Raw genomic sequence first — 15,808 nt, forward strand, 5'->3', positions numbered from 1 at the left:
TCCTTCGGAGGTTACTATCATCTACCCCTATTATTAACACATGAAACATTAAAGATATGATTAGGATCATACAATTAGAAATGATAAGAGTTATTATTCAAACTTGTTAATTCAGTGGTGCTTGAATAAATGTCTCTAGATAAATTACTTCATAAGGTTAAACACATCTACTTGACTGGAAACCTCTCCGAACAGGTTTTAGCAGCACAAATATTAAGCGGCTTTCAAGACACTAAACACCTGATTATTGAGAACTTAGAGTCCCATAACCCTGACCTTGTTCTTACTAGCCTTGAATGCCTCGCTTTAGATAATGCAGCGCCTATTGAGCCCATCCTCAACTGCTATCAATACTGGGACGACAGCGAAATTAAATTGGCATCGTTAATGGCTATTGAGAACAACCAACACTCTCTACTCGCTGTTCCTGTATTATTAGAAGCAGTATGCGACGAAAATGACTACTGGGATGGGGGGTGGAATGATGGAGATGACATCAGCTTGATTGCTGCGCGGATTTTAGACAATCACAAACACCAACTAGATCACGAACAGTCTCTGCGTTTACTACACCGACTTAAGAATGCCCCCGAGCCAGATCTAAAAGGCAAACTCATTGCTTTACTTTCGCGCCACTCCCCGACTCTGCTAAATGAAAACAACGTACTCAAAAGCACCGCTGATACTCGGATTTTTTTGAGAAACACTCAAGACAAAATAGTATTGTACAAAGCCACACAACACCCTGATATTAGCTGCCAAAAAGTGGCATTTCATCGTCTATCTGAAATGGATTGTCGTGAATATCTGCAGGTATTTTTAAACGGCTTGTCTCATTCAGATCCATCAATAAGAAAGAGTTCCGTACATCAATTAGCGAAATGGAATTACCTAGTAGAGATAAAGCACCTTAATTTTGAATTGCTTCTATCTGGTATGACGCTCAACTCACTCACAGGGCTACTGAGTAACAAAGATAAACTGCATGTCATTGACCAACTTAAAAATAAACCGAATGTAGCCCATTCAACCGCAGCGGTTATTTTGCTGATTTCAAATTTGGAAACTCAGCAAAAACAGTTGCAACTTGCCCGTTTTATACCCCATTTCTACCAAGTGTTTTCAAAGTTGGAAGAGTCAGAACAACTCGACAGCCTAAACAGCCTATTAACTCATACTTCCGAACAATTTAGCGTTGCCTTTATTCGGCAACAACTTCAGCAGGAAGATTGCAGTAACTCAATCAAGCGACTGCTGATTGAACACCTCTCGACAAACCCAAAAACTAGCCATCAGAGCTATTTCAAAGAACTCACTTTAGGGACATCAGGTATCATAGTTGTGGATTCTTCAGTAAAAAGTAGAGCAGCTACGAACACTGCCCCTATAAATGAAATGATTAGCGCGGAAATCATTGACGCTAATGCTCAACCAGCACTTATTACATCAACACTTGATGCATTAAAACAAGCTCACTCACCTGCTATCCCTAGCGTCGCATCTACTTCTACCTCAGTAAAGAAGCGCTCGAAAAGATCAGCAAAAATAGAGCGCCTGGAAAATCAAGCAATCGCTCTAGAGTTTTGCTCAAACAAAACATGGCTGCGCAGCCTTTGCTCTGACGACAAAATAAGTCATCTAACCAAAGCGGCATTTCACGCCTTGATTCATGCCTTATGTAGACACAATATAAGCTTTTCCAATGTACAATCATCACGCTTTAATCAGCTCACGTTAAAACTCTTGCTAGATGAGCAACCCGAAAATATCGGAGACATCCTCGACTGGCTTGGCGATGATTGGATACAACAGAACCGTTTGTCACTGATGTCATCACCCTGCTTATCTTTAAGAGTCGGCTTAATAAAACACATCAATGACGAGCAACAATTATTAGAATTGATCAAACATTCGTATATCGGCATTCAGCACGCAGCTCTCTATCGACTGACACAAGTAGCGACTGATTATGGTAACAAGTTAATCGGCTTGATTCTTAATGATCCATTACTTCACTCTCAACTGGCTAAGTTCGATGCTAATTTCGTTTATAAACAACTAAACGCAAATTTCGAAAACCAACCATCGTTGACTCTTCAAGCCTGCCTAGTGTTTCTAGAAGCAACTAACAGTACAGAATTATGGCGACAAAATGCTTTGTAAGACATTGTATGAGTATGTCTAACAGTAACTTCTGTCACTAAACAATGCGCCCCAATTCCGTATATTGATGCCTCGTATGAATAATAAGGTGTGTCATGAAAACTCTATCTTTAGCTACCTTAGCGACAGCTATCTTTCTTACTGGATGTGGTTTAAATCAAAGTAAGTCGCTATTCAATCAGGCAAACGCAACACCGTCAGTGGTACATGGAGTCACGATTGAAGCCGTTCCCCCTAAATTCGCTGAATACTCTCAAGCAGGCTATAACCGTTATGTCGCGGTCAATGCGCCCAATGGCAAATCTATCCATATTCTAATTATGGATCGCCTGAGCGATTATCAGATAGTCAAAGCCGTCAATGTTCTCAACCACTATCTAACCCCTGTTGAGGGCACTAAATACGGGAACGCTGACTCAAAACGCGATATTGCGAACGCGATGGCTAACAATGGCGCAATACTAAAGCTTATGAATTATTACGATGATCCACGATACAATGATGAATTAGCCGGGCAGCCCTTGTTCGAAGAAGAGATTCAAGTTGAAGGTGGTGAATGGTATGTCCAACAAAATTATAGAGAGCATCGTGACGCCGCTTATGAAGAAATACTTCACCTAGTCCACGACTATGGAATCGGCGTTTTCAACTCACCTGAAGATGCAGTCACCGCATTACCTGAATTTCAAAAAGAATTTAATTCGATACAGAGACAAGCGTTACACCATGCTTACACGCCATCCCGTGATATTTTAGAAGAGTGGCAAGAAGAAGTCAGCGTTGATCAAGAGTACTTTGCTGCAGTGATTGATAGCTACTACGGGCTTTGGGGTGCATACAACGGCAAAGGAATGTGGGGGTTCTACCAGGTTAAAACTCGTGACGACTTTTCGACAGAAGATCCCGACGCGCAATCAATAGTGGAACAGATTTTTTCTCCAACATTGACTTACGATGCATACATTGCCGATACATTCACTGGTACATTTAAAATGAGATATGACCCTGCAACGCCCTATACCCATCATTCTCAGTATCTAACGAAGCTAACGTTAACAGGCAGCAACAACGCGAATGTTGAGCTCAATAGATTTGATAACAAAGTGACTGGCAATTTAGGTACGAATACGGTTATCACCCATGGTCCTAAAAATGAATACCAAATTCATGATCTGGGGAATGGCAAATTTCAGCTTAATGATACCGTGGTTTCGCGTGACGGCTTGAACCTACTGTCCAGTATCGAACAAGTGCAGTTCACTGATCAGATTTGGACTTTTAGGTAATATTGACCAGTTTACAACTTAGTCAAAACGAACCAACAGTGACATAGAACAATATTGTAAGAGTTTGATGTAAACGAAGTGCCTCCTAGCTCAATTGACCGCTACAGGTCATAAGGGAAAATTGAGTGACAGGAAGCACTATCAAAATAGGTGGATTAGGGAAAAACCTACATGTGTATGTTGCCAGCTCAACTTTCGATTAGCTTAATTCCTTTTTCTTTACAGTACACGGGTTACCCGCAGCCATACAATTAGCCGGTATATCCTTTGTGACAACACTACCTGCCCCTATAACTGCTCCATCGCCAATATTAACGCCAGGTAAAACAATACACCCATAACCTATCCAAACATCATTGCCTATTGTTATGGGCTCAGCTGTTAGGCTATCAAGCTCATCTGGATGACCTCTATTGGTAAGAGCATGACCACTACAATCCATAACCACTGTATTTGGACCAAACATAACATTGTTTCCTATAGATACTTTTTCATAAGCACAAATAGTAGTTCCTTGAAGCACACAACCTTGCCCGATCACTATTTTTCCAAAAGGCCTGTCGTTAACTGAAACGCTTGTCAGCTTTGTGATGCCGGAAGGGAAAGCAGGAAGGTTAGACGACTCGATGTAACAACCAGAATCGATAGTAATAGCCTCATCCCCTTCTGGAAAATTTTCGAAGCCTTTAACTCCTACTTTAGTCAAGGTAACAGCCGGGCACCCAGAGAACGTAACCCAATCGTCTCCACCAAAAAATTGGTTGTATTGCTCCATCAATGCAGCACCAGATAATTCAGAATGATTATCTGGGCAGAGTATTCTTTCAGATTTATACATCTTGAGCTTCCTGCTTAAAATTATTGGGAATTTCCTGAACCAAACCTCCCTTCATAAGTAATACCCTGTCAGCCGAAGCAATGGTTTCTGGGCGGTGAGCAATCATCAATATAGGAGTATTGATTTCCTTAAACATCTGGCAGACAAACGACTCCGTATAAATATCCAAGCTACTTGTCGCTTCGTCCAATACGAGAAACTTGGGTTTTTTATACAAAGCTCGCGCGATGAGAATCCTTTGTTTTTGACCTCCTGAGAGACTGGAGCCCATCTCACCAACCAGCGTGTGGTACCCCATGTTTAGGCTTTCGATATCATCGTGAACACCCGCCCTACTAGCACACTCCACAAGCCAGTCTTCATCTAAATCGCCTGCGAAGAATGTAATATTCTCGATAATTGAACCACTAAACAACTGGTCTTCTTGCAACACCGCGCCAACCTGAGCTCTAAGAGATTTGGAGGCAGGCGATTTATTACCGAAATAATTAATGCTACCTGATGTGACTGAATAAATACCCAATAGCAGTTTAGAAATTGTTGACTTACCACAACCAGACTGCCCAACTAACGCTACAATCTCATTACTTTTCACACTAAAACTTGCACCGTTAAGAATAGGAGGTTGGTCTTTTCCATAAGAGAAGCATACCTCGTCAAACTCGATAACATTATCGCCCTGATTATTTATTGCAACGGGTAACCCTATGACATCAGGCTCGTTATCCGTTTCTTTTTCGGTTAAGACAATATCCGCTAAACGCTCGTTGTACACAGATAGCATCTTAAACTCGAAATACTTATCGATTAGTGAACTAATGCTGGCAGAAAAACGCCCTTGATAGGAAAGAAACGCCATCAACATACCGATAGTAAATAGTCCATCCAAAACCAAATTTGCACCAAACCAGAGAACAGTCGCAGACACAATGCTAACAATGGTCACATTAATTGTGTTATAGATCATCCCAAGCTTTTGCTCGTGTAGCTGCGCATTTCTTCTATTAATATTGAGGTTTCGCCAAGACGACTCCCTCCAAGGTAACGTCCCATTGACTCGCAAACTCAATACACCGCGAACTGTCTCTATGAAATAACTGTCTTCTTGAGTACTGGCTTCCCAGGTATTTTCTTCAGCGCGTTTAAACGCACCAAACCACGCAAACCGAAGAGCGATGTAACCTAACGCAGCAGCTATGGCAATGAATGAGAGTTCAGGGCTGTAAACCAACATAACCGACAGAGTGCCAACAACCAATACTAAGTCGAGTAGAGCTTGAATTGCACTGGTTGTTAACGTCTGCTGAATGACATCCACAGCGGAAAATTTAGCACTAATGCTCCCTATATCCCTTTTTTCAAACCAATCTATCGGTAACCGGAACAAGTGATGGAAAACGTTCGCAGCCCACTGCATATTAAAGTTCACTGACAGCTTGATTGTCGCCCATTGCTGGGCAAGACCAATTAGGGTTTGCGTCGCAGTTACCATCAGAATGGCTCCAATGACGAGTACAAGAAGGTTTTTGTCATATCCAACCAATACTTCATCAATCACGATTTGGTTGAAGATGGGCAAGGTAAGCGCTAATAGCTCTAATACCAATGCGAAAACAAAAATCCGTCCTAACGCCCCTTTTAAGCCAACGGTTTTACCAATCAGAGTCGATAACCGAACGGCTTTACTTTCCACTTTTTCTTCGAAGTCATGAGTTGGTGCTAGCTCTAGAGCTATGCCTGTGAAATGTTGGTTTACCTCATCATAACTTAGTGTCAACGATCCACTCGCAGGATCATGAATGTCAATCTTCTTCCCACGCACTCTCTTTAACACAACAAAGTGATTTAGATCCCAGTGTAAAATACAGGGTGTGGCTAATTGCTCCAATTCCTGTAGTTCTAAGCGAACCGCCCGCCCCGAAAGCTTGAGAAGTGCACCACACTCAATAAGCCGAGCAAACGACATCCCATGCTGAGTAATACCGCATTTTGCCCTTAGTGAGCGTAGGTCGGTTTTATAACCATGCCAATCGGCAACCATAGTTAGACAAGCGATACCACATTCCGCCTTTTCTGTCTGTCGGATCAAAGAGAGTTTCTTCCCCCACCCCCAATCTATAAGCCCTTCTGCATGCATGGTTATATTCGCCCTTTAATCGTGTACACAGGCTCTAACAGCCACTCGTAGACCTTACGTGTATCAAGTTCAATGTCTGCGGTTAATGTCATTCCAGGAACAAACGTTTGCTCGTCCCCATAAACGGTAATGGTTGGCTTCTCTAATGTGACTCTCACTTGATACAACCCAACACCACCATACGTACGAGAAAGCTGACTTTGGATCAGCGGGCTATTTGGTAACATATCCGCGGAGACTGCAGATTTTGATATGGAGTCGACAACACCTTGCTGAACACCAAACTTTTCATAGGGAAACGCATCAAACCGTAAACGAACATTCTGACCTTCTTTAATAAAACCTATACTGCGACTAGGCGCATAAAGCTCAACAACGACAGGCTCTTCACCCTCAGGAATAACAACGAGTAGAGGTTGACCTTTGTTAACTGAGTGACCTTCCTTGACGAAAATTGACGCAACCACACCGTTAATCGGTGATACAACCTGAGTATCTGTTTGATAAAAGTATTCGATTTTACTTTGAGCGATTTGTTGAAGCTGGCGGTCTATTTCCTGGAGGGTAATGTCAAGTTCTAACTGTAACGTATCTTTCGTATCTTCCAACTTGGCCTTTTCTCTGACCAATTGCTGTAAACTAAGGTGCTGTGTTTGTACCTTAGCTTCTAGTGTTATTAACTCGAGTCTTTGCCTTTGAAGTTCAATAGAAGAAATGAACTGCTTGTTGACCAATACTTGTTGTTTATCAACCAAACTTTGAGCAAGGCTTAACTCTTGTTCAGATAAATCAACGACAACTTCCATTATGCCGGCCTCTTCTGACAAACGCACTAAGTCATCATCAATGACTTTTAGTTGATGCCGCGATTTCTCTATTTCTTTATTTCGACGTTCGTTTAGCAAAGTAATTTGACTTTCAATGGTAGCAACAATGCGTTTTTTCACGCCCTGCCCAAACTCATCATAACGCTCTGTTTTTATCTCATATAGTGGTTCTCCAGAGAACACTGTCTGGCCTTCAGTGACAAATACACTTTCAACATACCCTTCATCATTAGCCTGTACCTTCACAATACCGCCAGTCGGACTTACCACTCCATTCAGTGTATCTCTGCGTGTATATTCGGCAAAAACAACGAAAAAAATAATAGTCATCAGAACAAATATTGATGCAGCTAAAAACATATGCTGATTCAACGAAGCGTCAATTAAAACTGAGCCTTGATTGTCGGATTTCTGCGCCTCAAAATACTCTGGTCTATATAAGTGCTTAGCTCTTGTTACCACGGGTAATCCTTTCCCTTAACAAACGATGCTAAAGCTGTATCACAGCAATTTCTTGTTGCTTGTTTGAAATCAACTTTGTATTCACTTTTTTCGCCGACAAATCGACACCGCATTGACAAATTTTAGTTCTACACTTGGTTGGGTTGGTAGGAAGCTCAATATTTTTATCATAAATAGAGCCAATGGGGCCATCTTGCATACACCAAGAACGATAAATATCACCACTAAACGTAACGACTAAGCTATCAATACCTGCATAACAATCCCAACCAACAAAATTAGTTTGATCATTGGCAATCAAGTCAAAAGTAGATAGATTCTCGGTTTTGCCATCTGCATAGTTTACTTCTAACTCAGCCATTGCTGGAGGAAGCTTTTTGAGCTCTGGTCGCCCTCGGAAGTCTTTCATTATTTGCTCTTGCTTGGTCGTATATGGGTACTTATTAGTAATCCCACCATGTCCAAAGCCTTCAAAAAGTGGTTGTAAAGCAATAGAGCAACGAACTTCTTGTTTTAGCCGATTTGCAAACTCTAAGCAATCATCAAATCGCTCTGGAACCATCATGACATTGACATGGAAACGCGTCGTTTGAGAAGCTTCAAGAACTTTAGATACCTCAATAAAATGGGATTCGCTCTTGATGTCATCAATATGATAGCTAAGACTCACTCCAGACAAGTATTTGACATTGTTTCGCCACCATGAAACTTTTTTTGAACCATTTGAAATAATAGTAACAAAACCTTCGCTGTCATATATCTTTTTTATGACCAACTCGAAACTTCGGAAGAGAGTCACCTCCCCACCACCAAACTCAACATATAGAACCCTATTGTACAACCTTGATTTATTTATCATATTATTGATAAAAATAATTAAACGCTCATCATCCGGGGGGATAATATTACCAGAATTAAGATCATCATGACAATATGCACAACTATAGTTACAAGCATTAGTCAAAGCCCAATTAACATATAGTAATTTGTGTGCAGAAGCCAAGTTTATAATATCGTTCATAAAGGAATACTCTACTAAATAAACTGGGCATAAACAGCCCAGTAATTATATCTAAGAATAGAATTTCTTTGCCATTAGCACCGTTATTAGAAATGAAATAAAAATAGTCATTCTAAAATACGAATCTAACTCAGAAGCGAAAGCTACTTCACCAACGGTATAGCCAAGAGTAACTATTGAGATAACATAAACTATCCTAAACAATATATTCAAGTTAGTTTCGGCCACAAACCGCACCACCGAATGATGCGCCAGCAGCAGCAGCAGCGGCTGCACTAGTGCCAGCACTCAATGATGCTACAGCGGCTCCAGCTGCTGAAACAGCCATTCCACATAGTACACCTCTCCCCCAATCACCTTGAGGTCCTGACATTTGTCTTATTGCACGAGGAGAAGCTGGGTAACTACTGCTATTCCCATCACCACCACCATCAACCATTGAAATTTCTTCAACATTTAAGTTATACATAAGTTACTTCCTTATATTAAATACAGTAAAGAGTACTGCGCTCATAGAAACTATCTTGTTAACCAGCCTTTTTTTTTGCCCAAAATCTCATCTGAATAACCAAGTAAATTTGGAAGCCATGTTATAGACTCTAGCAAGGCTGAATATATTGGTGCTTTAAATATTTGCCGGTTTGATAAATCACTAGATAAATCAAAATCTTTTATATAGGACTGCACTAGTAAAAAATAAATCATCATATTGGCAGCACCGATTACAATGGGAATCCAAACTCCCAAAGCAACCATAAAGCCAAATAAAATAATGCTAGATGGAAATATGTACTGTACCGCAGTCAATAGAAACCAAGGGGATGCGCATAGACCTGCTACCCAATGCGTCTTCCATGTTTCTGTATAAGCTTCAACTCGGCCACGAGCCCAGCGCCTCCGTTGATTAAATAAACCTTTTGCGTCCGTTGGACATTGCGTTGTTGCCTTTGCTTTAGGCGCATATCCCGTGCGATAGCCGTTTGATATCGCTTTCCAGCACCACGCTATATCTTCGACTAACCACTCGCTCCAGCCCCCTAACTTCTTCACTACAGAAGCTCGATGAGCAACAAATGCACCCGCTAGTACTGGTACACAACCCAACTTATCTTGCGCTGCTCTTATCGCTCCATAGAAGCTGATATGTTCATAGTGTTGCAATTTCCCTATAAAACTATCTTCGTGATTCTCTGGTGTAATATATCCACAAACCGCAGCGTACTTTTCATCAGACCAAAGCTTGGTTACCAACTCATAGATCCCATTGGGTTCGATATAAGTATCACTATCTACCACAACATAAACATCACCAGTGGCGACATCAAGGTCGAGTACATGATCTAAAGCGAAGCCTTTTCTACCACCATTTACTGGCCTTTCTATTATTTGGAAGTCATGGTTCATCTCTGTATTATCAACCCACCATTTAACTCTGCTGATTGCGTTATTTGTAGAGCCATCATCAACAATAACCACCTGTATTTTGCTTGAATAATGTTGATCGTTTAGCTTGTTTAGTGCACAAACTAGGTGTTCTTCGTTTTCATTATAGAAAGGTAAAAAGACCGAAACTGTCGGGTCATTACTATTTTTAGACTTCGATTTTTTCAGTTTATAACACCCAAATAAAACTAAGGTTGTAATAAACGAGAACAAAGATGTTGCTATTAAAATCAATTCAATTACATCAATCATAACTATATCACTTACACTAAGTAACAATTAACAAGGTGGCTAACAGTTTGATAGTCGTACTTAGTATTCAAGTGCCCTTGAAGCATGGAAAATGATGAATATTTCGTATCTCGTAAAGGGAACTCAACAGACTTAACATCAAGACCAAGTTTCTTTGCTTCTATTAAAACGATCTCTCGAAATTCTTGATCATTAAAACGAGTAATCACCTTACGATCCTCACTTTTTAACCGCTCTTTCAAACGACCCGCTTGATGTAAATTAGAACCTGAATGTTCTTTAATCCCTAGCTCAATTAACAAAAACTTGTTCTCATATTCATCAAGTAACCTTGCAAACCCAAACGAATGCTCTCGAACTTGAGTTGGAGTTAAGTCGCCCTTCGAGTAATGATTAAGAGTATCAATGAAGTTAACGAGCCAGGATTCGATGAGCGCATGGTCATCCCATACTGCCCCGACACCACTTGCCAGTACATAGTTACCGAAATCGGGTACGGCTGTTATAGTGCCAAAATCCAAAAATCGGCCATCAACCGATATATTCGAGCTCGTTAAAGAGCCATGTGGAATACCTTTAACTCTCGATGCTGCAATCTGGTAGGCCAGTCGATCGATCATTTTATTGAAAGCATCACTAAGTGACGCATCCTCGCCCCCACCTAGCAGAAACTTGGATAGGTAAGGTAAAGCCTTCCTCACACGATTAGCGTCATTATCACGAAGATAACTATAATTCACCGCTGGCCAGAAAAATGTACATCGCTCAAAGTGTGCGGGACGTACTGAAACTTCCCTTATTGCTAAAGCACAGTGCTTGTGGGGGGCTTCATCTAAATATCCAAATTTATGCTTTGTATTGGTCTTGATAATGGCTAACGTTCGTATTGCTCCGTAAGGTAAATGCTTATGACAAATTTCGCCCCAAATCGCTTCACTAATAGCCTCATCAATAAATAATTTACCATGTGAGTGACTTTCAGACATATTCGTAGCGACTAAAGGGTTGGGCCCTATACCTTTAATTTGAAAATGCCCATTTAATCCGCATCTAGCGCTACCACCGTTGCACACCTCATGTCTAGAACCATATTGATCTGCCATGAACTGTTTTTTATCATTAGTTTCCAATCTTTGTTTCTTAGCATATCCTTTGGATACGTAGCTAAAATTATCAATCAACTCGCCTTTAAGAAAACTTTCATCAAACGCTATGTTGTATTCTTCAATTAGATTTCTATTAATCCAAACAACTTCGGTTTCTTTTAATTTATAAGCATCAAATGGAACAAAGGACTCTTCTGGTAAGTAATTGCCTACACTCGGAGTGTTATGCGTTCCAACTAGCTTATATGTTTTCAGTAGTTCAATACCCATACAGACCCCGTTTGTTTGTTTTAATTATATTTCCTTGAGTATCCCGAATGCAAATATTCACCTCACCAAGAGTAAGATTCGTAGATGATAAGAAAAACTTGTACAGTTCTTTTAACTGGCTTATCTTATTTTTCTCTACAAACCAGTCCACAACTATTAAGTTGCTCCCTTCGTTCCAATTCATTGGCTTCAGTGAGAACCTAGGTCGAGTCATATAATTAGATAGCGTTAATTGATCAACCCACGCCCAAATAATGTATCCTGTAAATTCGACATCGCTAGGTAATTTTAAAAACTTATATTGCCTATGAATTACCGCTGGTTTTATCCAGTGTAAAAACGAAGCTATGTTCAGCTCACTTCGTTGATTACATTTAGACATTACCTCTACAAATCGACCTAATTCGTGAGTAACTTCTAACTTTGATAAAGGACCATATCGTAGCCCAGACATTTTACCGTTAAGAACAGAAACAGGATTGCTTTTCATTACAACCTACATAGTTATGGTTATTTAGTATTTTCGCTATTAAATACTAAATTTGAAATAAAGCACTTACTACCTATTATTATTTGGATTAACAACGCTAGTTTAATTATTAATAAACATAATTATTACAACATTTTGCGAGGGAGGCTTCGAGTAATGAGGCAACTCTGTCTTTAGACTTAATTACTCATTTAAACCCTTGTTTGCTACATATGAATAATGTGGATGTAACCTATAGTAGTTCCCTAGTGGTACCACGCATGGTATTTACACTTATTGAGGTTAGCTGTAACGGTTTAATATTATGCAGGGTCTTTCTTCAGTAAGTATATGAGCAACTGTTGTGGTGGCTTGAAATTTGAGAAATCTAAAATGAGTATGGAATGGATATATTCAATGTAGAGGAAAAGTGGGTAACTGATGTCACGGAGTTCGAAGTCAAAGAGCAGAAAGTATACTTATCTCCCGTTGTCGACTTGCTTACTACAGAATCGGTTGCATATAAGGTGGCAAAAAATGCCTGCTTGCCGCTTGTCACGAATATGCTGACAGAAGCTATATCAACACTTAAACCCAACTCAAAGCCAATTATACATAGCGATCAAGGTTGGCAATATCGTCATCGACAGTATCAGAAAAAGGTAGCGGAGAGTGAGTTAACGCAAAGCATGTCGAGAAAAGGTAACTGCTTGGATAATGCGGTTGCTGAAAACTTTTTTGCTTTACTCAAAACAGAGATATATTACAACCAAAGCTTTGAAGATGCTCTGATAGAGCCAATTAAAACAATACATAGAGTACTACAATACGAAACGTATAAAAGTGACCTCATAAGGCCTGACTCCGATAGAATATCGAACTCAGGCCTTATGGGGTCACTTCAAAACATTTTCGACTGGCTTTTCATTAGCAGCTTCTCTATTTACTCATACAAGGTTTATGAGCTTGGCGCCACTCGCTTCTCTTTCAGCTGATCAATTACGTAACCCGGTGCAACTTTTGAAAGCTCTACCAAGCATTCGTCCGTTTTCTCATTACCGTAGCGTACATAAATATCACATACTGCGTATAGCTGCTCTGGAGAGCCAGAAATCAGGTACGCTTTTTCAAAAGATTGGGTCGACTTATCAATATCCAACTCTTCTTGTAAAACCCCATTGAGGTACCAGTAATAACTATTATCTTTCGCTAGCTTAGCTGCCACTTCAATCTCATTCGCCGCCGCGCTCTTGTCTTCAAGGCGAACTAGAGTCAGAGATTTAGAGTAATGCATAGCTGCATTTTCTGGTACGCTCTTCAAACCACGATCCAACACTTCAACCGCTTGCTGGTCTTTATTCTGTGCACGGAAATTATCGGCATAGCTCAACCAAACTTGTGGCTCTTTTGGATGCGTTTTAATAAGCTCTAGATAAACCGTTTCCGCCTTATCCCACTCATTGTGCCAACGAAGTACATCAGCAAACAATAGTTGGAATTTTTCAGATTCTTGCGTTTCCAAGAAGCTAATCAACTCTTTTACTGGTGGTTCAATTTGTGCTTTTTGCTGATCATCTAAAACATTAAAGTCACGAATCAGGTTTGACGTTGCCGTGTGACGAACCATGGTATCGCTGTCTTTTAATAGTGGTGATACTAATGCCCAACGATGCTCAAGTTGGTAAGGTTCAGAACCGATAACCGACGCCTCACGAACTTCAGGGTTTTGATCTTTTAAGCCTCTAGCAACCGCCACCAACGCATTTTGGCTTGGGTATGTCGCTAGCTCTTGCAGTGCACCTGTACGGTTCTCGATAGATTGATTCTGATCTTGCGCCATGTAAGACAATTGTTGAATACGGGTTTGAGTGTCCGTCATTTCAAGTACTTGATTGATATTTTGCGCTGGCGCATCAACGGTTTCTTGAACGCCATTGGCTGCCATAGCAGACGTTGATAGCAATGCGGACGTTGAAATAAATAAAGCAACCGCAGTCGCTAAAGTCTTCTTGATCATAGTATTACCTTAAGCTGGAGAACTTAGCCTGTCCCTAGACTCATATCTGATTAAATTTCGTTAGGATCGATAACTCTGAACCTAGAACTTGACTTAAAACTTGGTCTCGAACGTAGCTTGTTGCGCCTGTTCTGCTCGACGAGCCGTCATGACCGAATCGCTGAATTTACCATGAGCAACTGGGTGCCCCATCGCTCGAGCGACGTAAGCCATCGACTTATCAACGTGAGAAAAGAACTTGTGCCAACCCGCACATAAGTAGTTCAGACCCGGTTCACCGGCACGAGTTTTGATAAAGCGGTTTTTAGGGCACTCACCATGACAAGCAAACTTGTAGTCACATTGCTGACATTGACTGGTCAATGTGCGTGATTTAGCGAAACCAAATTTTTGTTGTGGCGCGCTGTACGCCAAGTCATCAAGCTTGTCGTGGTGGATGTTGCCAATTTTATATTCTGGGTAGACATAGTGGTCACACGAGAAAACGTCACCGTTAGGCTCCATCGCTAGGCCTTTGCCGCAGATCTCGTTCAAAGTGCAAAGCGGGTTCGGGCGACCAATCCACGTTTCTAAGCTCGCTTCAAAATACTGAACGAACACTTTACCGATGTCGTGCTTCGCCCACTCGTCAAACACAGCAATCAGAAAATTACCCCAAGCCAGATCCGACACACACCACGATTCCATGATCGAATCTTTATGGCCAGGGATCAGACGCTTGTCACCTTGCTTAAGTTGTTCACTCACTTGAGACGTTTGTGGTGCAACGGTTCTAAAGGTTTTCTGTTCAACGATAGGAATAAACTGCATTTGAGGAGACTTCACCACATCACGCAGGAAGCGATACACTTCTAATGCATTTTGACTGGTGAGGTTATTCACACAGGTTAGGGTTGCGAATTTGACTTGATGTTTATGCAGCAACTCTGCAGCCGCCATCACTTGTTTAAATGTGCCACGGCCTGCTCTGTTGACACGATACGCGTTGTGCAGCATTTCAGGGCCATCAATACTCAACCCGATCAGGAAGTTATTCTTTGCTAAGAAGCGGCCCCAATCATCATTCAGCAGTGTGCCGTTGGTTTGTAGGTCGTTTGAAATCAAAACACCTTCCGGCTGATACTTTTTCTGTAGCTCAACCACACGTTCGAAATACGCTAAACCTAGCATGGTAGGTTCACCACCCTGCCATGAGAATATGATTTCAGGGGTATTTTGACCTTCGATGTATTGTCGGATGTAAGTCTCTAACGTCTCATCATCCATTCTTGGAGAACTGCCTTTCTTATACTCCAACAAATCTTGCTTACTTAGGTAATAACAATATTTACAGTCAATGTTGCACGCTGCGCCAATCGGCTTAGCCATCACATGTAAGCGCTTAGAGGCTTTACCGTTGTATTGTGGACCTTGAGTAATGTGCATGATTTACCTACCTATCTTAGTGTCTTGTTCCCATCATAATTCCTATTTCAGCTTGTGGCATGTTATACCCTTTATAACCAATAGGAATGACC

At 41.0% G+C, this 15,808-nt stretch carries 12 protein-coding genes and 1 pseudogene; 3 read left to right on the forward strand and 10 right to left on the reverse strand.

Features of this window, described 5'->3' with window-relative positions:
* Positions 1-387: 387 nt before the first annotated feature.
* Positions 388-2,163 (forward strand): hypothetical protein, encoded by a 1,776-nt coding sequence (locus OCV44_RS14640; RefSeq protein ID WP_261900937.1) that lies wholly within the window; start codon positions 388-390, stop codon positions 2,161-2,163.
* A 95-nt stretch (positions 2,164-2,258) separates the two neighbouring features.
* The gene (locus OCV44_RS14645; protein WP_139684242.1) at positions 2,259-3,449 is read left to right on the forward strand and encodes a hypothetical protein; all 1,191 of its coding nucleotides are present in this window, start codon (positions 2,259-2,261) and stop codon (positions 3,447-3,449) included.
* A 199-nt stretch (positions 3,450-3,648) separates the two neighbouring features.
* On the opposite strand, the gene OCV44_RS14650 is transcribed toward OCV44_RS14645, so the two are convergent.
* The 8 genes from OCV44_RS14650 to OCV44_RS14685 form a co-directional block, all read right to left on the reverse strand.
* Positions 3,649-4,287: a DapH/DapD/GlmU-related protein gene (locus OCV44_RS14650; RefSeq protein ID WP_139684241.1), complete on the reverse strand. Its 639-nt coding sequence runs from the start codon at positions 4,285-4,287 to the stop codon at positions 3,649-3,651.
* Positions 4,280-6,424, reverse strand: a complete 2,145-nt coding sequence (locus OCV44_RS14655; protein WP_139684240.1) for a peptidase domain-containing ABC transporter — start codon at positions 6,422-6,424, stop codon at positions 4,280-4,282. The genes OCV44_RS14650 and OCV44_RS14655 overlap by 8 nt, the downstream gene beginning before the upstream one ends.
* Positions 6,425-6,426: 2 nt before the next feature.
* Positions 6,427-7,713: an HlyD family secretion protein gene (locus OCV44_RS14660; RefSeq protein WP_139684239.1), complete on the reverse strand. Its 1,287-nt coding sequence runs from the start codon at positions 7,711-7,713 to the stop codon at positions 6,427-6,429.
* Between the two features lie 28 nt (positions 7,714-7,741).
* Positions 7,742-8,734, reverse strand: a complete 993-nt coding sequence (locus tag OCV44_RS14665; protein WP_139684238.1) for a radical SAM protein — start codon at positions 8,732-8,734, stop codon at positions 7,742-7,744.
* Between the two features lie 214 nt (positions 8,735-8,948).
* Complete coding sequence (locus OCV44_RS14670; RefSeq protein ID WP_139684237.1) at positions 8,949-9,203, reverse strand: hypothetical protein; 255 nt, start codon at positions 9,201-9,203, stop codon at positions 8,949-8,951.
* 50 nt (positions 9,204-9,253) lie between these two features.
* Entirely contained in the window at positions 9,254-10,429 is a 1,176-nt protein-coding gene (locus OCV44_RS14675) for a glycosyltransferase (RefSeq protein ID WP_139684236.1), read from the reverse strand.
* 11 nt (positions 10,430-10,440) lie between these two features.
* Entirely contained in the window at positions 10,441-11,805 is a 1,365-nt protein-coding gene (locus OCV44_RS14680; RefSeq protein WP_139684235.1) for a protein adenylyltransferase SelO family protein, read from the reverse strand.
* Entirely contained in the window at positions 11,795-12,295 is a 501-nt protein-coding gene (locus OCV44_RS14685) for a toxin-activating lysine-acyltransferase (RefSeq protein WP_139684234.1), read from the reverse strand. The genes OCV44_RS14680 and OCV44_RS14685 overlap by 11 nt, the downstream gene beginning before the upstream one ends.
* Positions 12,296-12,678: 383 nt before the next feature.
* Here OCV44_RS14685 and OCV44_RS14690 point away from each other — a divergent pair.
* Positions 12,679-13,129 (forward strand): annotated as a pseudogene (locus OCV44_RS14690) (IS3 family transposase).
* 103 nt (positions 13,130-13,232) lie between these two features.
* Here OCV44_RS14690 and OCV44_RS14695 read toward each other — a convergent pair.
* Positions 13,233-14,291: a tetratricopeptide repeat protein gene (locus OCV44_RS14695; RefSeq protein ID WP_139684232.1), complete on the reverse strand. Its 1,059-nt coding sequence runs from the start codon at positions 14,289-14,291 to the stop codon at positions 13,233-13,235.
* 93 nt (positions 14,292-14,384) lie between these two features.
* On the reverse strand, positions 14,385-15,716 hold the full coding sequence (locus tag OCV44_RS14700) for an anaerobic sulfatase maturase (protein WP_139684231.1): 1,332 nt from the start codon (positions 15,714-15,716) through the stop codon (positions 14,385-14,387).
* Positions 15,717-15,808: the final 92 nt, after the last annotated feature.

The organism is Vibrio tasmaniensis (assembly GCF_024347635.1).
Lineage (GTDB): Bacteria > Pseudomonadota > Gammaproteobacteria > Enterobacterales > Vibrionaceae > Vibrio > Vibrio tasmaniensis.